The 22,825-nt window shown below is 69.6% G+C and carries 24 protein-coding genes; 17 read left to right on the top strand and 7 right to left on the bottom strand.

Annotated features, from left to right (window positions below):
* The first annotated feature begins 56 nt into the window (after nucleotides 1–56).
* The 6 genes from ACW18C_RS03430 to ACW18C_RS03405 all read left to right on the top strand — a co-directional run bounded on the left by ACW18C_RS03430 (nucleotide 57) and on the right by ACW18C_RS03405 (nucleotide 6,346).
* Nucleotides 57–959, top strand: a complete 903-nt coding sequence (locus ACW18C_RS03430) for an EamA family transporter (protein ID WP_492072800.1) — start codon at nucleotides 57–59, stop codon at nucleotides 957–959.
* A gap of 94 nt (nucleotides 960–1,053) precedes the next feature.
* Nucleotides 1,054–2,748, top strand: a complete 1,695-nt coding sequence (locus tag ACW18C_RS03425) for an FAD/NAD(P)-binding protein (RefSeq protein ID WP_492072799.1) — start codon at nucleotides 1,054–1,056, stop codon at nucleotides 2,746–2,748.
* Nucleotides 2,748–3,254, top strand: coding sequence for a DUF1543 domain-containing protein (locus ACW18C_RS03420; RefSeq protein ID WP_492072797.1), 507 nt, complete (start codon nucleotides 2,748–2,750; stop codon nucleotides 3,252–3,254). Before ACW18C_RS03425 ends, ACW18C_RS03420 begins: the two co-directional genes overlap by 1 nt.
* Nucleotides 3,255–3,360: 106 nt before the next feature.
* Nucleotides 3,361–4,704, top strand: a complete 1,344-nt coding sequence (gene fliI, locus ACW18C_RS03415; RefSeq protein ID WP_372705273.1) for a flagellar protein export ATPase FliI — start codon at nucleotides 3,361–3,363, stop codon at nucleotides 4,702–4,704.
* A gap of 4 nt (nucleotides 4,705–4,708) precedes the next feature.
* Nucleotides 4,709–5,119, top strand: a complete 411-nt coding sequence (locus ACW18C_RS03410) for a flagellar export protein FliJ (protein ID WP_008262669.1) — start codon at nucleotides 4,709–4,711, stop codon at nucleotides 5,117–5,119.
* A 153-nt stretch (nucleotides 5,120–5,272) separates the two neighbouring features.
* On the top strand, nucleotides 5,273–6,346 hold the full coding sequence (locus ACW18C_RS03405) for an endo-1,4-beta-xylanase (protein ID WP_492072795.1): 1,074 nt from the start codon (nucleotides 5,273–5,275) through the stop codon (nucleotides 6,344–6,346).
* A gap of 68 nt (nucleotides 6,347–6,414) precedes the next feature.
* Here the strand turns inward: ACW18C_RS03405 and ACW18C_RS03400 are convergent, their stop codons facing one another.
* On the bottom strand, nucleotides 6,415–6,639 hold the full coding sequence (locus ACW18C_RS03400; RefSeq protein WP_008262985.1) for a hypothetical protein: 225 nt from the start codon (nucleotides 6,637–6,639) through the stop codon (nucleotides 6,415–6,417).
* Between the two features lie 193 nt (nucleotides 6,640–6,832).
* Between ACW18C_RS03400 and ACW18C_RS03395 the strand changes: the two genes are divergently transcribed.
* Together ACW18C_RS03395 and ACW18C_RS03390 are read left to right on the top strand one after the other, a co-directional pair.
* The gene (locus ACW18C_RS03395) at nucleotides 6,833–7,549 is read left to right on the top strand and encodes a response regulator (protein ID WP_008262223.1); all 717 of its coding nucleotides are present in this window, start codon (nucleotides 6,833–6,835) and stop codon (nucleotides 7,547–7,549) included.
* Complete coding sequence (locus ACW18C_RS03390; RefSeq protein WP_492072793.1) at nucleotides 7,537–8,859, top strand: sensor histidine kinase; 1,323 nt, start codon at nucleotides 7,537–7,539, stop codon at nucleotides 8,857–8,859. Before ACW18C_RS03395 ends, ACW18C_RS03390 begins: the two co-directional genes overlap by 13 nt.
* A 55-nt stretch (nucleotides 8,860–8,914) precedes the next feature.
* On the opposite strand, the gene ctrA is transcribed toward ACW18C_RS03390, so the two are convergent.
* Nucleotides 8,915–9,616 carry a response regulator transcription factor CtrA gene (ctrA, locus tag ACW18C_RS03385; RefSeq protein ID WP_008260932.1) on the bottom strand — a complete coding sequence of 234 codons (702 nt, stop codon included), beginning with the start codon at nucleotides 9,614–9,616 and terminating at the stop codon, nucleotides 8,915–8,917.
* Nucleotides 9,617–9,996: 380 nt separating this feature from the next.
* Between ctrA and ACW18C_RS03380 the strand changes: the two genes are divergently transcribed.
* A complete protein-coding gene (locus tag ACW18C_RS03380; protein ID WP_183196134.1) occupies nucleotides 9,997–10,353 on the top strand; it encodes a chromosomal replication initiator DnaA in 357 nt (118 codons plus the stop codon).
* Entirely contained in the window at nucleotides 10,350–11,060 is a 711-nt protein-coding gene (locus ACW18C_RS03375; RefSeq protein ID WP_492072792.1) for a DUF6456 domain-containing protein, read from the top strand. The genes ACW18C_RS03380 and ACW18C_RS03375 overlap by 4 nt, the downstream gene beginning before the upstream one ends.
* Nucleotides 11,061–11,062: 2 nt before the next feature.
* Here the strand turns inward: ACW18C_RS03375 and ACW18C_RS03370 are convergent, their stop codons facing one another.
* The gene (locus ACW18C_RS03370; RefSeq protein ID WP_492072791.1) at nucleotides 11,063–12,262 is read right to left on the bottom strand and encodes an acetyltransferase domain-containing protein; all 1,200 of its coding nucleotides are present in this window, start codon (nucleotides 12,260–12,262) and stop codon (nucleotides 11,063–11,065) included.
* 50 nt (nucleotides 12,263–12,312) lie between these two features.
* Between ACW18C_RS03370 and ACW18C_RS03365 the strand changes: the two genes are divergently transcribed.
* Together ACW18C_RS03365 and ACW18C_RS03360 are read left to right on the top strand one after the other, a co-directional pair.
* Nucleotides 12,313–14,400 (top strand): TonB-dependent siderophore receptor, encoded by a 2,088-nt coding sequence (locus ACW18C_RS03365; RefSeq protein WP_492072790.1) that lies wholly within the window; start codon nucleotides 12,313–12,315, stop codon nucleotides 14,398–14,400.
* Between the two features lie 82 nt (nucleotides 14,401–14,482).
* The gene (locus ACW18C_RS03360; protein WP_492072789.1) at nucleotides 14,483–15,085 is read left to right on the top strand and encodes a methyltransferase domain-containing protein; all 603 of its coding nucleotides are present in this window, start codon (nucleotides 14,483–14,485) and stop codon (nucleotides 15,083–15,085) included.
* A 7-nt stretch (nucleotides 15,086–15,092) separates the two neighbouring features.
* Here the strand turns inward: ACW18C_RS03360 and ACW18C_RS03355 are convergent, their stop codons facing one another.
* The 3 genes from ACW18C_RS03355 to ACW18C_RS03345 form a co-directional block, all read right to left on the bottom strand.
* Nucleotides 15,093–16,253: a glycosyltransferase family 4 protein gene (locus ACW18C_RS03355; RefSeq protein WP_444585028.1), complete on the bottom strand. Its 1,161-nt coding sequence runs from the start codon at nucleotides 16,251–16,253 to the stop codon at nucleotides 15,093–15,095.
* A 4-nt stretch (nucleotides 16,254–16,257) separates the two neighbouring features.
* Nucleotides 16,258–17,223, bottom strand: a complete 966-nt coding sequence (locus ACW18C_RS03350; RefSeq protein ID WP_492072787.1) for a glucosamine inositolphosphorylceramide transferase family protein — start codon at nucleotides 17,221–17,223, stop codon at nucleotides 16,258–16,260.
* A 165-nt stretch (nucleotides 17,224–17,388) separates the two neighbouring features.
* A complete protein-coding gene (locus tag ACW18C_RS03345) occupies nucleotides 17,389–17,838 on the bottom strand; it encodes a SufE family protein (RefSeq protein WP_008259705.1) in 450 nt (149 codons plus the stop codon).
* Nucleotides 17,839–18,081: 243 nt separating this feature from the next.
* On the opposite strand from ACW18C_RS03345, the gene ACW18C_RS03340 reads away from it, so the two are divergent.
* Complete coding sequence (locus tag ACW18C_RS03340) at nucleotides 18,082–19,743, top strand: sensor histidine kinase (RefSeq protein WP_492072786.1); 1,662 nt, start codon at nucleotides 18,082–18,084, stop codon at nucleotides 19,741–19,743.
* 4 nt (nucleotides 19,744–19,747) lie between these two features.
* Here ACW18C_RS03340 and ACW18C_RS03335 read toward each other — a convergent pair whose 3' ends face one another.
* Nucleotides 19,748–20,620 (bottom strand): hypothetical protein, encoded by an 873-nt coding sequence (locus tag ACW18C_RS03335; protein WP_492072785.1) that lies wholly within the window; start codon nucleotides 20,618–20,620, stop codon nucleotides 19,748–19,750.
* A 56-nt stretch (nucleotides 20,621–20,676) separates the two neighbouring features.
* Here ACW18C_RS03335 and ACW18C_RS03330 point away from each other — a divergent pair, with 56 nt between their 5' ends.
* From ACW18C_RS03330 to ACW18C_RS03315, 4 genes are all read left to right on the top strand, one after another.
* The gene (locus ACW18C_RS03330; protein WP_292148133.1) at nucleotides 20,677–21,006 is read left to right on the top strand and encodes a DUF1491 family protein; all 330 of its coding nucleotides are present in this window, start codon (nucleotides 20,677–20,679) and stop codon (nucleotides 21,004–21,006) included.
* A gap of 477 nt (nucleotides 21,007–21,483) precedes the next feature.
* Nucleotides 21,484–21,612: a hypothetical protein gene (locus ACW18C_RS03325; RefSeq protein WP_492072784.1), complete on the top strand. Its 129-nt coding sequence runs from the start codon at nucleotides 21,484–21,486 to the stop codon at nucleotides 21,610–21,612.
* Nucleotides 21,605–22,150 carry an exosortase H gene (gene xrtH / locus ACW18C_RS03320; protein WP_492072783.1) on the top strand — a complete coding sequence of 182 codons (546 nt, stop codon included), beginning with the start codon at nucleotides 21,605–21,607 and terminating at the stop codon, nucleotides 22,148–22,150. The genes ACW18C_RS03325 and xrtH overlap by 8 nt, the downstream gene beginning before the upstream one ends.
* Complete coding sequence (locus tag ACW18C_RS03315; protein WP_492072782.1) at nucleotides 22,147–22,782, top strand: exosortase H-associated membrane protein; 636 nt, start codon at nucleotides 22,147–22,149, stop codon at nucleotides 22,780–22,782. Before xrtH ends, ACW18C_RS03315 begins: the two co-directional genes overlap by 4 nt.
* Nucleotides 22,783–22,825: the final 43 nt, after the last annotated feature.

Here is a 22,825-nt window from a genome sequence, read left to right as displayed (position 1 = left end):
GCATGAAAGCCGAAAATCGCCGGGAAGCGCAAGCTGAATTGCAATAGCTTCAGGCCATGACCTCCGTGGCCCTGAAACAGCACCTGACCTCGCCGCTGGCGATGCGCCTGATCCCCTATCTGGCGCTGTTCGCGGGCATGGTGACGCTGGCGGGCGGCACCTCCTTCGCCAAGACCCTGTTCCCGCTCATCGGGGCGCAGGGGACATCGGCCTATCGCGTCGGGATTTCAGCGGTTCTGCTGGTGGCGGTGTTCCGCCCCTGGCGATTCCGGCTGAGCCGCGCGGATCTGGGGGCCATCGCGCTGTACGGCGTCGTGCTGGGGGCGATGAACCTCAGCTTCTATATGTCGCTGCGGACCATTCCGCTGGGCCTGGCCATCGCCATCGAGTTCATGGGGCCGCTGAGCCTGGCCCTGATCCATTCGAGAAAGCCGATCCATTTCGTCTGCGTCGGCTTTGCGGTCCTGGGCCTGGGCCTGCTGCTGCCGCTGAAGGCCGGAACGGGTGCGCTGGATCCGGTCGGCATGGCCCTGGCCGCCTTCGCCGGCCTGTGCTGGGCCCTCTACATCGTGTTCGGCAAGCGGCTGTCGCATATCCATGCGGGCCAGTCCGTGGCCCTGGGCATGAGCGTTGCGGCCCTGGTCGTCGTGCCTTTCGGCGTGGCCCATGCCGGCGCGGCCCTGCTGAACCCGGCCATCATCCTGGCCGGCGTGGCGGTGGCGATCTTCTCCAGCGCCCTGCCCTATTCGCTGGAGATGGTGGCCCTGCGCGGCATACCCAAACGCACCTTCGGCGTGGTGCTCAGCGCCGAGCCGGCGGTCGGCGCCCTGGCGGGTCTGATCGTGCTGCACGAACACCTGACCGGCCAGCAGTGGCTCGCCATCGCGGCCATCGTCGTCGCCTCGGTCGGGGCCATCGCGACGACGCGGGAGGAGCGGGTTCGTCTCGAACCGGCCTGAGGTTTACTCAAACAAATCCGGCTCCTGGGTCCGCCGGTTTGAAATAAAACACGACGAGCGCGGCGCCATATTCCGGCAAGCGCATTTGGGTCGAATGACGTTATCGATTGCGTTCGTCGGCGCCGGTCCGACCACCCTCTACACCCTGGCGGCGCTGTTGCCCGCGGCCCGGCCGGGACTGGAGATAACCGTCTTCGAAGAGGCGGCGACGGCCGGGTTCGGCAGCCCCTATCGTCCCGGCTGGAACGACGCCGCCATGCTGTCGAACATCGCCAGCATCGAAATCCCTCCCGTCGGTGAAACCCTGCTGTCCTGGCTGCGTCGTTTACCCCGGCTCGAGTGCGACGCCCTCGGCCTGGACCCCGACACGGCCGATGAGCGGACCTTTGTCCCGCGCGTGGCCCTGGGCGCCTATTTCCGCGACCAGTTCGCCGTCCTGGCCCAGGGCCTGCGGGAGAGGGGCGCCGAGGTCGAGATCCTGACGGGCGCCCGCGTCATCGACGCGGCGATCCTGGAAGCGGGAATCCGCCTGACGGTCGCCGTGCCCCAGTCGCCCGCCCAGGATCAGGTGTTCGACTACGCCGTCCTCGCCACGGGTCATCAGTGGCCCAGCCGCCAAGAGGCGCGACCGGGCTATTTCACCAGTCCCTGGCCTGCCGCCGGCCTGTCGCGGATCGGTCCTGTGTCGGTCGGTATCCGCGGCTCGTCCCTGACCGCCATCGACGCCGCAATTGCAGTCGCCGCCGCCCACGGACGGTTCGAACGTCGCGAAGACCGCCTCGTCTATACCCTCAAGGCCGGCGCCGAGGGTTTCGGCGTCACCATGATGTCCCGAAAGGGACTGCTGCCCGAAGCCGACTTCTTCTTCCCCCTGCCGCATGCGCCGCTGTCGATCCTGACGCCCCAGGCGGTCGGCGCCCTGACGGCCCAGGCCGACGAAGGACTGCTGGATCGGGCCTTCGATCTGTTCAAGCGCGAGCTGATGCTCGCGGACCCCACATACGCCAGGGATATCGGCCTGCCCGACGCGGATCTGGAAACCTTCGCCGACCGGTACTTCCAGCGCCGAACCGCCGTCGATCCCTTCAAGTGGGCCGAGGCGAACCTGGAGGAGGCGCGGCTCAACCACGCGAACCGCATCACCGTGGCCTGGCGCGACGCCATTCTGCGCATGCACGAGGTGATGGCCGCCATCGCCCCGCATCTGAGCGGCGTCGCCTTCACGCGGTTCAACACCCACCTGAAGCCGGTTTTCGTCGATAATTACAGTTCGGTGCCGCATGAATCGATCGAGCGCATGCTGGCGCTTCACCGCGCGGGTCGGCTGGAGGTCCTGGCTCTGGGCGACGATCACCAGATCGACACCCGCCCGTCCGAGGGCGGCGCGGTTCTGAAGCGGGGCGACGGCGAGCGGCGACATTTCCCGGTCTTCATCGAAGCCACCGGCCAACGCGCCCTGTCCGGCCTCCAGTTCCCCTTCCTGACCTTGCTGGAACAGGGGGTGGTTCAGGACCAGGTCGCCGACGACGGCTCGCAAGTGACACGGGGAATCCGCATCGACGCGCATTTCCATCCCGTCGCGGATTCGGGGCCTGTCGACCGCCTGTTCTGTCTCAGCCTGCCCTTCATCATGGGCCGTCACCCGTTTGTGCAGGGCGTCACCAGTTCGCATCACATCGGACAGCACGTCGGGGCGACCCTGGCCGGGATCATTGCGGGGATCGGGGAGACCGAGAAGACCGGGGCTGGAATTGGTGCGTTCGGCGCCCTCACGGAAGCGACGGCCTGATGAAATTGTTTGCGATCTACATCGGCGGCGAGCATCCCGGCGCCAAAATCGAGGTCCACGACATGCGGTTCGTGGTCGCTCCGTCCATTGAGGAAACCTACGACGCCCTACGGGCGCAGTGGTGGGGCCGGCCCGGCAGCCTCCATATCGACTGCTGGTCCGAAATCAGCCAGGCCGACGGCTATGAGGTCAGTTTGCAGCCCACGCCCTTTCCAGGCGAGGCGCGGCTCTATTACGTCAATCTGGGCGGCTATGACGGGATCAAGTTCGCGGAGAAGCACCGCAATGTCTTCGTCGTCGCCGACACCCTGGCCCAGGCCAAGACCCGCGCGATCAAACGGGCCAGGGGCTGGGATGCGCCCCACAGGGACGAGATGTTTGAGGCGGAACAGGCCTTCGCGCTGGACGACCTCGCAGCGGCCGAACGACTCTACATTCACCTGACCCCGGCCCCCCTGATGCAGGACCCGCCCTTCACCTGTCGCTACACCCCCATCCAGGGGTAGGCGAATTTCGAGCCCCCCGGCGCGAAGCGGCTCTGTCTTCGGCCTCTGTAAACACGCCGTTAACCACGATGGCCCATCTGGTTAACACCTGTTCCTGGGGTCCGTTTTGCACACTCTCGTCGCCGCCGTCGAAGCGATCGATCCGCTGGTCGTCACCGGCAAGGTCGCGGGCGTCTCGGGCCTGCTGATCGAGTCGCGCGGCGGCCTGTCGCGTCTGGCGGTCGGGGCGCGGGCCGAGATCAGCCGGCGCGGGCAGACGGCCCTGCCGGCCGAGGTGGTGGGGTTCCGCGACGCCAAGGCTCTGCTGATGCCGTTCGGCCCTGTCGAGGGGGTGGCGCCCGGCGCCGAGATCCGCATCATCGACCAGGCCGCCAGCGTGCGCCCGACCACGGCCTGGCTGGGCCGGATCATCGACGCCTTCGGCAATCCCATCGACGGCAAGGGCCCCCTGCCTCAGGGGCCGGTCCCCTATCCGCTGCGCGCCCCCCCGCCCCCGGCCCATTCGCGCGGCCGGGTGGGCGAGCGGCTGGACCTGGGGGTGCGGGCCATGGACGTCTTCACCACCACCTGCCGGGGCCAGCGCCTGGGCATCTTCGCCGGCTCGGGCGTGGGCAAGTCGGTGCTGCTGTCCATGCTGGCCAAACAGGCCACCTGCGACGCCGTCGTGGTCGGCCTGATCGGCGAACGGGGCCGCGAGGTGCGCGAGTTCGTGGAGGAGACCCTGGGCGAAGAGGGGCTGAGACGCGCCGTCGTCGTGGTCGCCACCTCGGACGAGCCGGCGCTGAAACGCCGCCAGTCGGCCTATATGACCATGGCCATCGCCGAATATCTGCGCGACCAGGACCTGGAGGTCCTGTGCCTGATGGACAGCGTCACCCGTTTCGCCATGGCCCAGCGCGAGATCGGCCTGGCGGCGGGCGAACCGCCGACGACCAAGGGCTACACCCCCACCGTCTTCACCGAACTGCCCAAGCTGCTGGAGCGGGCGGGGCCGGGTCCGGTGCGGCCCGACGGCACCACGGCGGCCCCCATCACCGCCCTGTTCACCGTCCTGGTGGACGGCGGCGACCATGACGAGCCCATCGCCGACGCCGTGCGCGGTATCCTCGACGGCCATATCGTGATGGACCGCAAGATCGCCGAGCGCGGCCGCTTCCCCGCCATCGACGTGCTGAAATCCGTCAGCCGGACCATGCCCGCCTGCCAGACCCCGCCCGAGCGCGAACTGAACAAGCGCGCCCGCCAGGCCCTGTCGGCCTATGCGAACATGGAGGAGCTGATCAAGATCGGCGCCTATCGCACCGGGGCCGACCCCATCGTGGACCGCGCCATCGCGCTGAACCCCGCGCTGGAAGATTTTTTGAGCCAGGACAAGGACGACGCCACGCGTCTTACCGATTCCTTTACCCGGCTCGAGCACATCCTGAACCAAGGCATGATCAGAGAGTGACGAAATGACCGCTTGGGCCCAATCCCTGATCCGCATCTCCAACTACGAAGTCGAGACCCTTCAAAAACGCCTGGCCGAGATCACGTCCCGCCGCGCCACCGCCGAGATGCGCCTGGCCGTTCTGGACGCCGAGGTCGAGATCGAACGCGAGCGCGCCCGCGCGGACGCCGACGCCGGCATGATGCTGGCCGCCTATCTGAACGGCTGGAAGGCCCGCAAGGCCGCCGCCGAGGGCGACCTGACCGTGGTCGAAGCCGAGGAGGCCGGGGCCCGCGACGCCCTGACCGGCGCCTTCGAAGAGCTGAAGAAGTTCGAACACGTCGCCGAAACCACCCGCCTGAACAAGCTCCTCGCCGTCGCCAAGCGCGAAACCGCCGCCTTCGACGAGCTGGGCCTGCGGAAACGTGCGGTCTGACGACATCACAAATTCTCCCTCCCCTTCATGGGGAGGGGCGATCGCGCAGCGATCGGGGTGGGGCCCGAACGGGCGTGAGCCAGGTCCTGACCACCCCACCCGGGCTCCGCTTCGCTTCGCCGTCCCTCCCCATGAAGGGGAGGGAGAAACCCCGTGATCTCCCGCCGCACCGTCCTCGCCTCGGGCCTCGCGCTTCCTCTGGCTGCGCCCCTGGCCGCCTGCGACAGCACCTCGGCCGAACCGACCCCGCCTGCCGTCCCCCCGCTGAAATCCGTCGCCCCCTGCCCCTTCAGCGCGGCGATCAAGGCGATGCAGATCGACGACCCCGACTGGGTCGCCCTGGCCCGCGCCAATGTCTCCCAGCTCACGCCCGAGTGGGAGATGAAGATGGAATATGTCCTGGCCGACGGCCTGGACCGGCCGAACTTCGACCGCTCGGACGCGATCGCCGCCTTCGCCCAGGCGAACGGCATGGCCCTGCACGGCCACACCCTGATCTGGTACTCGCAGGGCAAGGAAGCGTTCGCGGGCCTGTCCGGCGCCGCCTTCGACCGCGCCTTCGACGGCTATATCGCCGCCCTGGCCGGCCGGTATCGCGGCAAGGTCCGCAGCTGGGACGTGGTCAATGAGCCGATCCTGGACGACGGTTCGGCCCTGCGCGACTGCCACTGGAGCGCCCGCTACGGCCACGATGGCTATATATTGCGGGCGTTCGAACAGGCGCGGATCGCGGATCCGAAGGCGGTGCTGTTCCTGAACGAATACAACCAGGAATCCGTCCCGGCCAAGGGCGCCCAGTTCCTGAAACTGGTCGAACGCCTACTGAAGGCCGGCTGTCCGCTTCAGGGTCTGGGGCTTCAGTCCCACCTGTGGATCGACATCCCCGACGGCGTCATCGCCGCCTATATGCGCGAGATCGCCCAGTTCGGCCTGCCCATCCATGTGTCCGAGCTGGACTGCACCCTGCGCACGGAAAACCCGCTGGATCTGCGGTCCCAGGCCGACCGGCTGGCCCGCCAGACCGCCCGCGTCACGGAACTGGCCGAGGCCTTCACCGCCCTGCCCCCAGCGCAGCGGTTCGCCTTCACCGTCTGGGGCCTGCGCGACACCGACAGCTGGTATCGCCAGGGCGACAAGGACGACGGCCGCGACAAACCGCTCCCCTTCGACAGTTTCGGCCGGCCCAATCCGATGGCGGCGGCCCTGGCGGAAGCCTTCAGGGCCTAGACGCAGCGACGCCCGCCGGCCTGGGGCCGACGGGCGCTGTACGACGGAGGTGGGGGCGTGCGTCCGTCTTACTTCCTGCCGGGCTTGGCCGGCTTCACCTTGGCCGGGGTTTCGGCGCGGTGGTGACGGGCGCTGCGGGTCTGGTGCTGCGGACGGGCGCTCGAGGTCGCGGCCGGGCGGGCGGTCGCGGCGGATGCGGTCGAGGCAGGCACGGTTCCGGCGAAGGCGGCGCCGCTGGTCAGCAGGACGGTGGCGACGGCGCCCAGGATGGCGGGGGTGCGGAAGGATTTCATTTCAGGTCTCTCTGGTTGAGAACGTCCGGCCTCGTGTCGGACAGTCACTGTTTCGCGCCGCCCCCGGGCGGGTTCGCGTCCGTTCGGTGTCGCCGCATGTCGTCGGCGAACAGATTTGTGTCCGACTGTATCCGCCGCGCTTTGGCCACGAGCCGGGACGACAGATCCCCGTCCTTTCCTGCGCCGAACGCCCATGTCCCAGACCGCCGTCTTTCCCGTCCTGCTGGTCGTCGACGACGACCGCGACATCCGCAATCTGTTGTCGGAACACCTGGAACAGCACGGGTTTCGCACGGTGAAGGCCGCCGACGGGCGGGCGATGCGGGCCGCGCTGGAGGCCGGGCCGGTGGATCTGGTGGTGCTGGACCTGAACCTGCCCGACGAAGACGGACTGAGCCTGTGCCGCGCCATCCGCGCCACGTCGCGCACCCCGGTCATCATGCTGACCGCGCGCGGCGATCCGATCGACCGGATCGTCGGGCTGGAGATGGGCGCCGACGACTATATGGCCAAGCCGTTCGAGCCGCGCGAACTGGTGGCGCGCATCCGCACGGTCCTGCGCCGCGCCGGCCATGACCGGGACAGGATCGAGGGCCGCCACGCGGACTTCTCTGGGTGGTCGCTGGACATCGCCGCGCGCGCCCTGACGGCGCCCGACGGGCGGCTGGCGCCCCTGTCCAGCGCCGATTTCGACCTGTTGCACGCCCTGGTGCGCAACGGCGGCCGGCCCCTGTCGCGCGAGCGGATCCGCGCCCTGTCCACCGTGGCCGACGCCGACGACCGCGCCATCGACCTGAGGGTCAGCCGCCTGCGTCAGAAACTGGGCGACGACGCCCGCAACCCAGCCCTGATCCGCACGGTGCGCAGCCTGGGCTATATGCTGTCGGGACCGGTGACATGGCGCGCCTGAGACGCGGCGTAGGCCGCGCCGCCGACGGATCGACCGTGCGGCTGTTCCTGCTGCTGCTGGTGGGGACGATGGCGGCGGCGGCGGTCACCTTCCTGGCGCTTCAGGTCGGCCACCATCGTGGACTGAAGCGGGCGCACGAGTTCACCACGGCCGAGCGGATCGGCGACCTGGCCCAGTCGGACGACGATCCGGCCGCGGGCGTGGCCGCCGGCCTGCCCCCGGCGCGGGGCCAGAGGCTGGGACCGCCCGACGCGGCCCTGACCCAGGCGGTGGCGGCGGCGCTGGACCGGCGCGGCGTCAGCGGCGTGACCGTGCGGGCCTATGAGGCGGCGGACGCCGTCTGCGGGGCCGATCCGGGCGAGCGGCTGCGCTGCCGCATCCTGACCCTGACGCCCGACGGCGGCCCGGCCATGGCCCCCGTAGCCGTCAGCCTGCCGGCCGCGCCGCGCCCCTGGAGCCTGGGGCGCGAGAGCGCCGCCCTGCTGGCGGCGGGTCTGGCGGCGGTGATCGCCACGGCCTGGCTGGCGTCGCACCGCGCCGCCGCCCCTCTGGCGCGGCTGTCGGCCGGCGCCCTGGCCCTGGGCCGCGACCTGGACCAGCCGCCCCTGGTCGAGGAAGGCGCGCGCGAGGTGCGCCAGGCGGCGGCGGCCCTGAACGTCATGCAGACCCGGCTGCGGGACATGATCGCCGAGCGCACCCGGGTCCTGGCCGCGGTGGCCCATGACCTCCAGACCCCGCTGACCCGGATGCGGCTGAGGGTCGAGAAGATCGGCGACGAGGGCCTGCGCGCCCAGTTGATCGCCGACTTGGCGGCCATGCAGCATCTGGTGCGCGAGGGGCTGGACCTGGCGCGGATCGAGACGGCGCCCGAGCCGGTGGTTCCCGTCGATCTGGACGCCCTGTTGTCGGCCCTGTGCGAGGACGCGGCCGACGCCGGTCAGCCGGTCGTCTTCGCCCAGGGGTGCGGCGCCGTCCTGTCCACCCGCCCCCAGGCCCTTCGCCGCTGCCTGACCAATCTGATCGACAATGCGGTGCGCCACGGCGGGGGCGCGACGGTCTCGGCGATGGTCGAGGGAACGAACACCCGGCTGATCGTGCGTGACCAGGGGCCGGGCGTGCCCGAGGATCGGCTGGAGGCCCTGTTCGAACCCTTCTACCGGCTGGACCCGTCCCGGTCGCGCGACAGCGGCGGCACGGGCCTGGGCCTGACCATCGCCCGGCGCATGGCCGAGGGCGCGGGCGGGCGGCTGACCCTGGCCAACGCCGGGGACGGCGGCCTGGAGGCGGTCGTGGCGTTCGACGCCCCCTGACGCAAAACGCCCGCCGTTTCCGGCGGGCGTTTCGGGATCAGGTGTCGGCGGCTTTTCAGGCGGCGACGCTGTTGGCGCCCTCGGCCGGGTCGCGCAGCACATAGCCGCGGCCCCAGACGGTCTCGATATAGTGTTTGCCGTCGGCGGCGGTGGCCAGCTTCTTGCGCAGCTTGCAGATGAAGACGTCGATGATCTTCAGCTCGGGCTCGTCCATGCCGCCGTACAGGTGGTTCAGGAACATTTCCTTGGTCAGGGTCGTGCCCTTGCGGAGCGAGAGCAGCTCCAGCATCTGGTATTCCTTGCCCGTCAGGTGGACGCGGTGACCGTTCACCTCGACCGTCTTGGCGTCCAGGTTCACGGCGATCTCGCCGGTGTGGATGATCGCCTGGGCGTGACCCTTCGAACGACGGACCACGGCGTGGGTGCGCGCGATCAGCTCGTCCTTGTGGAAGGGCTTGGTCAGATAGTCGTCGGCGCCGCCGCCGAAGGTCTTGACCTTGGTCTCGATCTCGTGGCTGCCCGACAGGATCATGACCGGCGTATTGATCTTGCCGACGCGAAGCTGGCGCAGGACCTCCAGACCGCTCATGTCGGGCAGGTTCAGGTCAAGCAGAATGAGGTCGTAGTCATAGATCTTACCCAGATCGATGCCTTCTTCACCCAGATCGGTCGTATAGACATTGAAGCCTTCCGACTTGAGCATCAATTCGATGCTTTGGGCAGTTGCGTGATCGTCTTCAATCAACAGGACGCGCATTCGTGCCCCTCCAGGCAAAAGCTTTGCGGTAACCACCCAGCCACACGGTTGGGTAACCTTGTTCGCAGGTTAAGACCCGAAAACCTTAAGAAGGGTTAACGCCGAGCCATTGAGTCGTTCCTAAGCTGATTTGCGAATCGCCGTCGAGAGTCTGGAGTCAACGATTCGAAATTAATTAACCATGTTTCCCTCCCGCCCCCCCCGCGCCGGCCCCGGGTCCGCATTCGCGGCTCCGAGGCCCAGGTCGCCGACCGGGCCGATCACAACCCCAAGGCGGTTCTGGCTTCACGTCCGCTTCTGACGTCGAATAGGATCATATTCCTATCACAGGCGCCGCGTCGATCTAGGATGGCGCATCAGGTTTGTGATGGGAGAGAGTGATGCTGGAGGATTACAGGGCGCCGGTCGGCGAGGAGGACCGGACCAAGGCCGGGCTGGCGGTGCATCTGGTGGCGGCGCGCACCGGCGCCCTGCCCGATCGGATGGCCGCGCGCGGACGGCTCGACCCGCTCAGTTCACGCGCGCGCTGGCTGGCCATGTATCTGTCCCACATCGCCTTCGGCTGGACGCTGGAACGGGTCGGCCATGTGTTCGGCATGAACCGCACGACGGTCAGTGCGGCCTGCCGCTGGGTGGAGGACGAACGCGACAGCCGCGCCATCGACGACCTGCTGGAACAGTTGGAGGCCTGTATCGCGGGCCTGTACGACGCGCCGCGCTGGGAGATGCCGCAATGAGCCGCGCGGTCGAACGCGCCCGCGACCTGCTGGTCCGGTCCGGCGCCTGGCTGTCGGCCGAACACGGGGTCTATGCGCTGCGGCTGGGCGCCGACCGGCGCGGCCGCGTCAGCCTGACCCTGGCCGAGCCCGAGTTCCGCGCCCTGATCGACCGGCCCGGCCTGCGCCGTCGCCCCCAGGGCGGCTGGGTCGCGCGCCCGTCCGGCTGCGAAGGCCCCTCCGCCCCGCCGGGCCGACCCGGCGTCATCGACGGCCAGCGCACCCTGATCGACGCAGAGGGCCGCATGATCCGTCACGCCGCCAACCTGGGCGAAAGCCCCATCGCCTGGCTGGCGCGCCGCCGGGACGCGGCCGGCCGGCCCTGGCTGACCCCGGCCGAGGCCGCCGCCGGCGAACGCCTGCGCACCGAGGTGGAACAGGCCCGCGCCGGCCCGTCCCTGACCATGCGCTGGGACGCCCTGCCCCGCGCCGGGGGCGGGTCGGCCGCGCGGATCGAGCCCGGCGACCGCGCCCTGTCGGCCGGCCGTCGCGTCGAAGAGGCCCTGAGCGCCGTCGGCCCACGCCTGCGCCCCATGCTGACGCGGATCTGTGTTCACGGCGACAGTCTGAAACTGGCCGAAACCGGCCTGGGCCTGCGCCGCCGCCAGGGCAAGACCCTGCTGAAACAGGCGCTACAGGCGCTGGCGGAGCATTACGGCATAGGGTGAGGTCACAGGTATTTCATCCAGGCGTGCGGGCTGCGCCGTTTGACGCCGGCGAACCAGCGGCAGGCGTACCAGCAGGGGACGGCGACCCCGGCGGCCAACAGCCACAGCCAGGCGACGTTCGGCACGCCGAAGCCGTCGCCCTGATTGGCGCCGAACAGGGCCAGGGCCGACAGATAGACCAGGTGCAGCCCGTAGATGTGGATCAGATAGAAGAACAGCGGCGCCCCGCCGAACACGGCCAGAACGCCCGTCAATCGGGACGGCGCCTGTTCCAGGCCTGCGAGAAACAGGGCGCCGAGGCCCAGCGTCAGCAGGATGAAATCGGCCGACGGCGGATATTTGGTCAGGTTCAGCACGCTCATGACGGTGTGCAGCGGCGTGGCCTGGACGGCCCAGGGCGTCGGGTCGCCGTAGACATTGAGGCCCCGGAGCACGATCAGCAGCGTCAGGGCGGTCAAGCCGGTCAGGACCAGCCGCCGCAAACGCTGCGACGCATCCCCGACGAACCACGGTCCGATCCCGTACCCCAGGGCCGCCACCCCGATCCAGGGCAGCAGGGGATAGGAGGTCCGCACCTGACCGCCCCAGGGCAGGTCGATCAGGGTGCGGTCGTGCAGCACCGCCCACAGGACATGACCCGGCTGGCCCGCCGCGATCGTGATGGGATCCAGCAGATTGTGGCCCAGGACGATGACCAGCCCCACAGCGATCAGGACCGGACGCGGCAGATGCACCAGGGCGGCCAGGGCGATCATCGACAGGCCGATGGCCCAGATGACCTGAAGATAGATGATCTGGGGCGTGAAGGAGAAGCTCCAGCCGAAGCCGACCAGCGTCAGCTCCAGCAGCACCAGAAACAGGCCGCGTTTCAGCAGGAAGTCGGACGCCGCCCGCGCGCCGACCGCCCCTCCCCCTCGGCCGTTGCCGTACAGCCAGGCGCCCAGTCCCGTCAGGGCGATGAACACCGGTGCGCACAGATGGGCCGACAGCCGGGTGAAGAACAGGGCCGGAGACGTCGTCTCCAGGTTCATCGGGTCCGAGACCTGGGCGTGGATGAAGAAGAACTCCCGCGCATGGTCCACCAGCATCAGCAGGATGACCAGGCCGCGCAGGGCGTCGATGGAACGGATACGGCCGCCCGAACGGACCTGTTCGGGCGGTGCGACGGAAGCGGGCGCAAGCGCTGCGGCGGTTGACATCATCAGGCGGAAGCGGATAGCCGATACTTTATAACGTTTCAACGGAGTATCACGTGTCCCTGCTTTCGAGCTGCGCCAGCCTGTGCCTTCTGGCCGCCGCCAACGCCGAAGCCGCCCCTGTTCTGGAAGCGGCGCCGGAACCCGCAGAAGCCACGACGGTGGGCGAGATCGTGGTTCTGGGTCGTCGCACGGCCCCGCATGACCGGACCCTGGGCGTCGGCGCAGTGACCGAGCGGATGTCGCCGTCCAGCCGCTCGATCGAGACGGACCTGCTGCACGCCGTCGGCGCCACACGCCTGTCCGACGCCCTGGAGCTGGTCAGCGGCGTCAGCCAGCAGAACAACCGCGGCGGGGTGATGGACAATTTCGCCGTCCGCGGCTTCCTGGGCACGCCCGACGGCGGGGCCGAATATTATGTCGACGGCTTCTTGGCCAACCGGGGCATGGCCCCGCCGCGCGACCCGGCCACGGCCGAGCGGATCGAGGTGCTGAAGGGCCCGGCCGGCGCCCTGTTCGGCGACATCGACCCGGCCGGCCGGATCAATATCGTGTCCAAGACCCCGCGTTTCACCCCCGACGCCGTCTTCACCGGCACGGTCGGCTCGTTCGGCCTGAGGCGGGGCGAACTGGACGTGACCGGCCCCCTGTCGGACAGCCTGGCCGGGCGGCTGGTGCTGGCGGGCGAGACGAGCGAGGGCTGGCGCGACCATGTGGGGATGGACCGCACCTCGGTCGCCCCGTCCCTGACCTGGCGGCCCAATGACGCCCTGCGCCTGACCTATGTCGGCGAGTTCACCGTCTTCTCGACCCTGTTCGACCGAGGCATGCCCGCCGTTAACGGCGACGCCCTGGCCCTGCCGGAGTCGAACTACTACGGCGAGCCCAGCGACGGCCCGACCCGGTTCCGCAACGAACGGCACCAGATCACCGGCGAATACCGGATCGGCGACAACTGGAGCCTGAATGGCGGCGTGGCCTGGCGGGGCGGCTCGCTGAAGGGCCTGTCCAGCGACCATTCGCGCCTGGTCGGCGAGACGCTGTGGCGCCAGCGCCGGGGCCGCGACTTCACCGTCGAAGACCTGTCGGCCCGTCTGGAGCTGAACGGCGTGGTCGCCACCGGCCTTGGCGTGCACACTCTGGGCTTCGGCGTGAAGGCCTATCAACTGACCTATGGCGAGAAGTGGCTGAGGATCAATCCGACGGCGGCCAACCCCTATCCGATCGACCTGTTCAACCCCGTCTATGGCGCGGTCCCCAGCCCCACGCCCCTGCCCTTCACCGACAATCTGGAAACGCGCGAGGTCGTCACCCTGTACGCCCAGGACCTGTGGGAGGTGAACGACCGCCTCAGCCTGGTCGCGGGCCTGCGCTGGGACGACTACAGCCAGACCATCCGCAACAACCGCACCGGCGCCGTGGGCGAGAACAAGGACAGCCCGGTCGATTATCGTTTCGCCGCCCGCTATCGCCTGACCGACGCCCTGACCGCCCACGCCAGCTATGGCCGGTCCTTCGTGCTGAACTCGGGCACGGGCCGGACCGGCGCCGGCTTCGCGCCGGAAGAGGGCAAGGGCTACGAGATCGGCCTGTCGGGCGCCTGGGAGGGGATCGACCTCGCCGCCACCGTCTTCGACATCGAGAAGACCAACATCCTGACCAGCGACCCGGTGGACGCCAACTATCTGGCCCCGGTCGGCAAGCTGACCTCGCGCGGGATCGAACTGGACGGGTCGGTGCGGATCGGCGAGGCGTGGCAGGTGGTCGCCAACTATGGCTGGACCGACGCCAAGGCCGACGACAAGGCCTTCGCCACCGACAAGGTGCTGAACGTGCCGGAACATTCGGGCTCGCTGTTCGTCGTGGGCCGCTTCCCCACGGCCCAAGGCACGGACTGGTCGATGACGGCCGGCGCCGCCTATGTCGGCGACCGGGCCGCGACCCTGACCACCGACGGGGTGCGCCTGCCCGCCTACTGGAAGGCCAAGGCGGCGGTCGAATATGGCCTGACGCCCCAGGTCACGGCGCGGGTCGAGGTCGACAACCTGTTCGACGAACGCTACGCCGCCAGTTCCTACAGCGCCCTTTGGATCTTCCCCGGCGCCCCCCGCAGCCTGCGCGCCTCGCTGCGGATCGCACTCTGACGGGCGGGGGCGCGGGTCGGAACGATTGGCAGACGCGCGCCGTCCCGATAACACGGCGGTCTTGGATCAAGGGGAGACGCGCGTGGGATTGGGACGCTACATCAAGGGCGTGATGTCCAGACTGGCCCCCGGCGGGGCCGCCGCCAATGGGGCGCGCTCCGCCAAGGCGCGGCGGATTCGCGACCTGCCGGATCGGCGTGTGATGGCCGAAAGCTATGTGCCAGCCCTGGCCGCCGACGGCGGACGCATCCTGTGGGTCGGGTGTCGCGAATATACGCTGGACGACTATGCGGCGCTGGAGGCGAACGGCGGCGAGGTCTGGACCACCGACATCGACCCGTCCGCCGAACGCTGGGGCCGCAAGGGCCGCCACCGCACCGGCGACGTCTGCGAGGCCGACGCCCTGTTCGGCGACCTGACGTTCGACGCCGTCGTCTGCAACGGGGTGCTGGGCTATGGGGTGGACAGCCCCGAGCAGCAGCGGCGGGCCCTGGCGGCCCTGGCGGCGGTCTTGCGTCCCGGCGGGCGGCTGTTGCTGGGCTGGAACACCGACAAGATCGACGACCCGGTGGCGGCGGGCCTGACCGCCCCCGCCTTCGCCCCCGCCCCCCTGGGCGATCGGCCGACGCGGGTGGGGTTCGACGCCGTGACCCACGTCTACGACAGTCTGATCCGCCGCGCCTGATCCGGCGTCAGGGGAAGGAACGGCCCCTGCGCGACACGCCCAACCCGGGCAGCGCCGACGGCCAGAACCGCCGCCTCCGGGGCTGGCCGGCGCCGGACCGGTCCGCCAGGGTTTCGCGCAGCGCGTCCAGTTCCGCCGCACGGGCGGCCGGAGAATGGACCTGTTCGACGAAGGCCTGGCCGCCGCGCGCCAGGGCCAGACGCGCCTGCGGGTCCTCGATCAGCCGGTTCATGGCGTCGGCCAGGGACCGGGCGTCCTCGACCCCGACATAGACCGCGTGGTCGCCGCTGGCCTCACGCAGGCCGCCGCGTCCCGACGAGATCAGGGCCGCCCCGGCCGCGTGCGCCTCGAGCGCGGTCAGCCCCATGGCCTCGCGGACGCGCGACGGCGTGGCGGCGATGGCGGCGCGGCGCGTCACGGCCTGCACCTGGACCAGCGACGCCGACTTGTGGATCTCGACCCGATCGCCGAACCGGTCCAGCAGCCGCACATGGGGCTCGGCCCAGTCGCTGTTCCGGTCCCATTCGCCCAGCACCAGGGCGCCGCGCCAGTCGGGATGACGGTCCAGCGTCTCGGCCAGAGCCTGGCAGAACAGGTCCAGCCCCTTTTCCGGCAGGGCGCGGCCGCAGAACAGGATCAGTTTCTCGCGCGTCTCGGGATCGGCCCGCCAGGCCTCGACGTCGATGGGATTGGACACGACCGCCACCCGGTCCGCCAGGCGGGGATAGTCGGCCGCGAACTCCTGACCCGCAGCCTCGCTGACGAAGACCAGACGATCGAAACGGGCCAGCCGACGGCCGTAGCGCCAGGCGTCGATCGGATTGTGCGCGGGTCGGATCCGCGTGTGGCGGTACAGGACATGGGTCGCCTGGGGCAGGCTGCGGGTCATTTCCGACGCCGCCTTGAGCTGCTGGTGGTATTCGACGACGGCCGGGTTCAGGGTTGTCAGAATCCGCCCCACCGCGGCATTGCGCGCCTTGCGCCCCAGGCCCGCCGGAACGGTCAGGGTGTGCGTACCGGCCGGCGTCGGGCCGCCCGCGTCGCAGATCAGGGTCACGGCCGCCTGAAGCCGGCTGTGGCCCGACAGGGTGCGGACCACGGTTTCCATCGAATTGCCCTTCTCAGGGCAGAAGTCGCAGCCTCGCGGCAGGATGACGGCGATACGCATGGCCTCAGTCTTCCTTCCGACCAGGGGACGCCGTGAACATCTCGGGGTAGGCGACGGCCCCCGTGGCGCGCCGCCCGCGCGGGCCGTTCAGGCCCAACAGACGCCGCAGCTTGAAACTGGCCTTCAGCCAGGGCTCGGCGGCGGACCGGCGCTCGACCTTGACGTCGATACAGGTGACGCCGCCCAGGCCGGACAGGGTGTGCAGCCCGTCGGAGAAGCCCGGCGACAGATCGCCCGGCTCGAACCGCCGCACCGTAGAGGCCGCGAACGTCTGGGGCGACAGGGCGTCGATCCGCAGCAGATTGATCGCCACGCCATAGGCGGCGGCGCAATCCTGAACCGGCAGATGGACGGCGCCGTCCTGCACGAAGGCCGTGCCGCCCGGACGCGAGACGTCCAGGCCGCGCATCACCGGATTGCCGGGATGGGGCGTCCAGGGACCGGTCAGGGTCTCGGCCCAGGCTACATGGAGTTCACGCATCGCCCGGTCGTCCGGCCCGGCCAGGGCGTAGAACAGCCACCACCGGCCGTCGTGGCGAACCACGGTCGGGTCGATGGCCGCCGCCTGGCCCAGGCGCGCGACGGCCTGCCACTGATCGGGAAACCGGACGCAGCGATACAGGATCAGGCCGCCGCTCTTGTAGCCCTCAGGCAGCATATAGAGGGCGTCTCCGTCCTGGATCAGGGTCGGATAGGACAGGTGCCAGGGCTCCGACAGGGCCAGGCCCTGGTCCACCAGACGGTCATCGGCGTCGTACCGATAGAAGCGGATCCGGCCGCGACGGAGGTGATAGTCGAACGCCTCGACGAAGACGGTCAGCCCGCCGTCCCGCTGGATCGCGAACGGATCGGCCAGATAGGCGTAGGGGCCGACATCCGGCAGCCAGACGATCTCGTCCGGGCGGGGCGGGCGATCCACGACATCGGCCAGGGGACGTCGGATGAAACCGGAACGCCACAGGTCGAACATGACGCGGTCCTCAGCCGGCTTGAGGCGGCGGGGCGGCCGACCGGTAGTGTTCTGAAATCACGCGCATTCTGGTTCCGGCCCGACATTCCTGGACGCTCTCGATCAAGCTTTACCTTAGGAAAGGCGTCGAGAACGAGGCGTGGGGCGAAATAAATCCGCGCGGCCTCACCCCGCCGCCCCGTTCGCGATCTGGGCCGCCTCTCGGATCCGGCCGACCATGCTGTTCAGGCCGTTGGCGCGCTGGCGCGTCAGGGCCGAGGGCAGGCCCAGACGGTCCAGGGCGGCCTTGGCGTCGAAGGCCAGGATCTCGGCCGGGGTGCGGCCGGAATAGAGTTTCAGCAGCAGGGCGATATTGCCCTTGGACAGGGCGCTGTCGCTGTCGGCGGCGAACCACAGGCGGTCGCCCTCGACCTGGGTCGCCAGCCAGACCCGGGCGGCGCATCCGGGCACCTGGTTGGCCTCGATACAGTCGGCCGGGTCCAGCGGGGCCAGGCCCTTGCCCAGTTCGATCACATATTCGATCCGCTGCTCCCAGTCGCCCAGCAGGTCGAAATCCTCGGCCAGTTCGGCCAGGGTCTGGTCAAGACTGTCGGTCGGGGGCGTGCGCTGGGTCATGGCCGCCAGATAGGCCGCGCGGCCGTTAACGACAACTGGCTGTTTTGTCCCCCGATATTCATGGTGAACGCGGGTTCGGATATCGCCTGGAACGGGAGCGGCCTCGCACCGACTCGGCGGCCGGTTTAGGCTCCAGACGAGCAACAACGGCCAGAACGCTTGTACGTCCACCCGCCACAGTCACGGCAGACCCCCTCCACGACGAACGCCGCGCGTTCGGCGACGGCGGTCCCGTCATCGCTGTTGGCCCTGTGGCACGCCTGCTGGGCGGTGGCGGCCAGCGTGACCGCCTTTGCGGCCCAGAGCCTCGGCGGACTGCCGGACAATGTGCTGGCCGCCCTGCTGCTGACGGCCCTGCCCGGCATCGGCGGGGTGATGCTGATGGTGCGCGATTCCATCGGCCTGAGATTCGTCCTGATGGGAGGCTGGCTGCTGGCGTCGGTGGCGGCGGCCGGCCTGACCGGCGGGGCGACCGGGGCGGTTCCCGGCCTGCTGGTCATGCCCCTGGCCGCGGGCATCGTGCTGGACCACCCGCGGATCGGCGACGACCGCCTGACCCGGCTGGGGATCGCCGCCCTGGTCCTGCCGCTGGTTTCAGGCCTGATCTCGTCGCTGCTGAACGGCGCCGAGGCCCAGCCGCCGGTCCTGGCCGCCGTCTCCGGCCTGCTGGCCGTGGCGGCCACCGCCTCGGCCATCGGCCTGACCTGGAACGAACGCCGCAAACGCCTGACCCTCGCCGAGGCGAACAGCCGCCGGGTCGAGGCGGTGCTGAACGCCCAGCCCGGCCTGACCCTGCTGCTCGATCCGGCCGGCCGCGCCGTCGCCGCCTGGGGCGCGCCGCCGCCGTCGGTCTCCATCGACGCCCTGGTGAACCAGGGCCTGATCGCCGCCGTCCACGCCCCCGACCGCCCCGCCGTCGCCGCCGCGCTTCAGCGGGCCGCCGCCGGCCAGACGGCCGAGATCCTGTTCAGCCCGCGCCTGGCCCTGGACCGGCGCGTCGTCATGATCCTGCGGCGGTTCGACCACGGCCAGGATTCCGGCGGCGATTCCGGGGGCGACCCGCCGCGCCTGATCGCCCAGGCCTTCGACGGCACCGCCCAGTTCGCCCGTGAACTGGGCCTGGAGAGCGCCCGCGCCGAGGCCGAGGCCCAGAGCGCCGGCAAGACCCGCTTCCTGGCCAATATGAGCCACGAGCTGCGCACCCCGCTGAACGCCGTGATCGGTTTCGCCGACATCATGCGTCAGCGCCTGTTCGGCCCCCTGCCCGACCGCTACGCCGGCTACGCCGACTCGATCCATCAGGCGGGCGGCCATCTGCTGGACCTGATCAACGACGTGCTGGACCTGTCGAAGATCGAGGCCGAACGCTACGAACTGGCCCTGGAGTCCCTGGACGCGCGCGACCCCGTGTCGGCCGCCGTGGCCCTGGTCCGCGTCCAGGCCGACGACAAGGGGGTCGATCTGGCGCCGGTCCTGCCGTCCATTCCCCTGACGGTCCAGGCGGACGCCCGCGCCCTGAAGCAGATGGCGCTGAACCTGTTGTCGAATGCGGTCAAATTCACCCCGACCGGCGGGTCCGTCACCCTGACCCTGGACGGGGTCGGCCCCTATCTGGAGCTGGTGGTGTCGGACACCGGCGTCGGCATCGCGCCGGAGGATCTGCGACGGGTCGGCCGTCCGTTCGAACAGGCCGGGGGCGCCGACCAGAAGGCCCAGGGCACCGGCCTGGGCCTGTCGCTGGTCCGGTCCCTGACCGAACTGCACGGCGGCCGGATGAGCATCGACAGCACCCTGGGCGAAGGCACGGCCGTGATGGTGCGGCTGCCGGTCATCCCCATCGAACCGGTCGAGACGCGGGACGAGGCGCGGGGCGAGGCGCCGGTCGAAGACCTCGTCGCGCCCTGACCGTCTAGGTCTGCCCCATCGACAGGAAGGCGCGGCCGGCGGCGAAGTCGCCGGTCTCGAAGGTCGAGCGGGCCACGCTGCCGTCGCGGAACAGGAATTCGACGGTGAAGATCTCGCGCGGATCCAGGGCCGACAGGGCGTCGGCCGCCGAGGTCGGGAAGACCCACATCTGGCCCGCCTCTCGCCCCTCGACCAGCAGGCCGGCGTCCGCCGCCGAGACGCCCGAGGCCCAGACGGCGCGGCGCTGGGTCTGGGGCGGCAGTTCGCGCGCCAGCCAGGGCCGCGGCGCCACGGTCGCGTCGCGCATGACGATCCGCACCCCGGTCGGCCGTGACCGGCCCTGCCAGGACACCACGGCCGCCAGCTGGTCCGACCGGCCCATCCCGCCGACCATGCCGAACCGCACCGGCGAGGCGCCGGTCCGCGTCGCCTGCATCAGCCGCCAGGTGGGCCGGGCGTAGGCGGCGCGGTCGGCGCTCCAGCCGGCCCGTTCGCCGGGAAAATTCATCCGCGCCATCCGCGACCAGCCGGAGAAGGCGTCGCGCACCCGGCCGCTGACCGTCTTCAGATCTGCGGAGTCGCACCGGGTCGCCGCCGCCCGCGCCCGCGCCCGCGCCGCCGTCTCGGCCAGGTCTCGGTCATTGCCGCCTGCGCGCAGGGCCGCGCCCCGCGCCTGCCAGGCGGCGGCGGTCAGGGCGGCGGTCAGTTGCGGCTGGAACAGACCGCAGCGGGCGTTGGCGGCCAGGACGAAGCTGCGCTCATAGTATCGATCCGCCGGCGCCGCGCCCGCCATGCCCGGACCCGCCGCGACCGGGGCGGCGATCAGGGCGGCGGCGATCAGGGCTTGGGTTCGCCGGGTGGAAGAGCCTATTCTCATCCCCTGACCCTGGCACGTCCCGCCTTTGGGTCTGGTTTCCGTACAGGGTTAGCGAATTGCTTCTATCCAGCGACCTGTGGGTCAGCGCCCTGATCCGCCGCGCCGAGCTCGAGGGCGCCTACGCCACCGTGGTCAAGAAAGGCGACGACCGCGCCGGCTCGGTCATCGTCAAGGCCTACGACACCTCGACCCGCACCGCCAAACTCTACACCGAGGCCTTCGGGAACGACGGTGAACCCCTGTGGATCCAGCCGGTGACCAGCGACAGCGAAGCCGAACTGGACGCCTATATCGCCCGCCAGCGCGGCTACGACCCCGACCTCTGGGTGGTCGAGATCGAAGACCGCCAGGGCCGGCATTTCATCACCGAGAAGGTGCAGGATTAGGTATTCGCGCGGTCGGCTTGTTTCGGCACGGGACCGGCTCACTGTGCCCGATCAAAGGCCTTGATCCCGCCTATTGATAACCGGCGTGATCGAAATCGCGACATCTTGCACAGACACGAAATCATGCCGCGCGACAGGGTTAACCGACCTTTACAAGTTGTCGTTGCGTCCGCGCCGCCGAGGCGTATATGGCAGAGCTTCCGTACCGGCGCCCCTCATCTGACGGGCGTCTTTTTTGGGAGAGTTTGGGGGCTTTATGACGCGCTTGTTTCGACGGGTGGCCTTGGCGATCAGCATGGACGTCGTCGCCCTGTGACCTTCACAACGGCTGATCTGTCCGCATTCATTTTGTCTCGGGGCGACGGCGGAGCGATCTCAGACGTCAACTTATGGGCCACGACCGCCAACGCCGACGGCTATACTCTGAGCGGCTTGATGCGCTACACTACCACCCTCGCCACAAGCGGATACAGCGTGATGGTAACGAACACCGCCGGGGGCGCCCCCGCCATCTCCACTTTGGGCGAATGGGCGATGATCCTGTTTGGCACAGTCCTGGCCGGCGCGGCAGCCCTCTATGTGCAGCGGTGGCGTCTGAGTGTTTGATCGGTTCAAGGCCGGGCTGAAAAGCCCGGCGGGTCAATTCCTGCTGATGTTCGGCGTGCTGGCCTTCACCCTGTTCTGGGTGCTGGCCACGCCCCAGGCCGCCCGCATGTTCGTCCAGCCCTTCACCCAAGGGCTGGTCCATGTGTCCCAGACCCTGGTGGCGGTGTTCGACAGCCGCGTGGTGGCGGACGGCGACATCCTGCGGTTCAACGACGGCAGGGGGGCTGTCCAGGTGCTGGCCGGCTGCAATGCGGTGGAGGTCTGCGCCCTGCTGATCGCGGCCGTCTTCGCCTATCCCACCACCTTCGTCCGGTCGGCGATCGGGGCGGTGATCGCCGTTCTGGCGCTGCAGACCGTCAATCTGGCGCGGATCATCAGCCTGCTCTATCTGTCGCGGGGCGAGCCGAGCCTGTTCGAATTCTTCCATAACTACGTCTGGGACGCCATGATCGGCCTGGAGGGTATGGTGCTGTTCTTCACATGGGCGCATTTCCAGCCGACGCAGCAGCCCCAAGCGTCTAGGGAGGTCGAGGCGTGATCGGGATTCGGACCGAGCATCGGCGTTTCGCCCTGTGGGCTGCGGCCGTGCTGGTGATCCTGTTGCCGGTATGGTGGCTGATCGGCGCCGATCTCGTTCTGGCCGTGTTGCGGCCCGCCGCCGCGCTCCTTTTCAAGGTTTCAGGCCTGGAAGGCGGGATCGACAGCTCGGCCCAGGGCTGGTTCGTATCGACCGGTCTGCCGCTGGCGGACGGGCGGGGCGATCTGATCTATCCGGTTTCGCGCAACAACCTGCGTCGGCTCCTGCTGGGTTTTCCGCTTCTGTTGGCCTTCCTTTGCGCGCCGCCCCGCACGCCCCGGCTGCCGAGGGCGATCCTCATCGGGTCGATCGCCCTGTCCGTCGTCTTCCTGCTGAGCCTGACCGCCTATGTCTGGGGCGAGCTGGCGCCGATGCTGAATCCCGCGCTCGCCCCGGCGGGGGCCCCGCCGACGGCTCTTCTGGCCGCCCCGCCCCTGCACCCCGCCTGGGCGCAGACGGTTCTGCTCGGACGCTACGCCGGCATGTCGGTCCTGCCGCTTTTGACGGCCCTGCTCGTCTGGGCGGCCGTCAACCCGACAGGCCTCAGCGCCCTGTGGTCGCTGAAGACCGAGGCGACGGAACGCCCGGCCTAGGGACTTGTCCCGACTTGTGCGCCTTCGGCGCCGGGCCTAGCCA

The sequence above is a fragment of the Brevundimonas sp. FV1ye7S genome (genome assembly GCF_058680995.1).
This window is presented reverse-complemented; position numbering and strand designations above follow the sequence as displayed.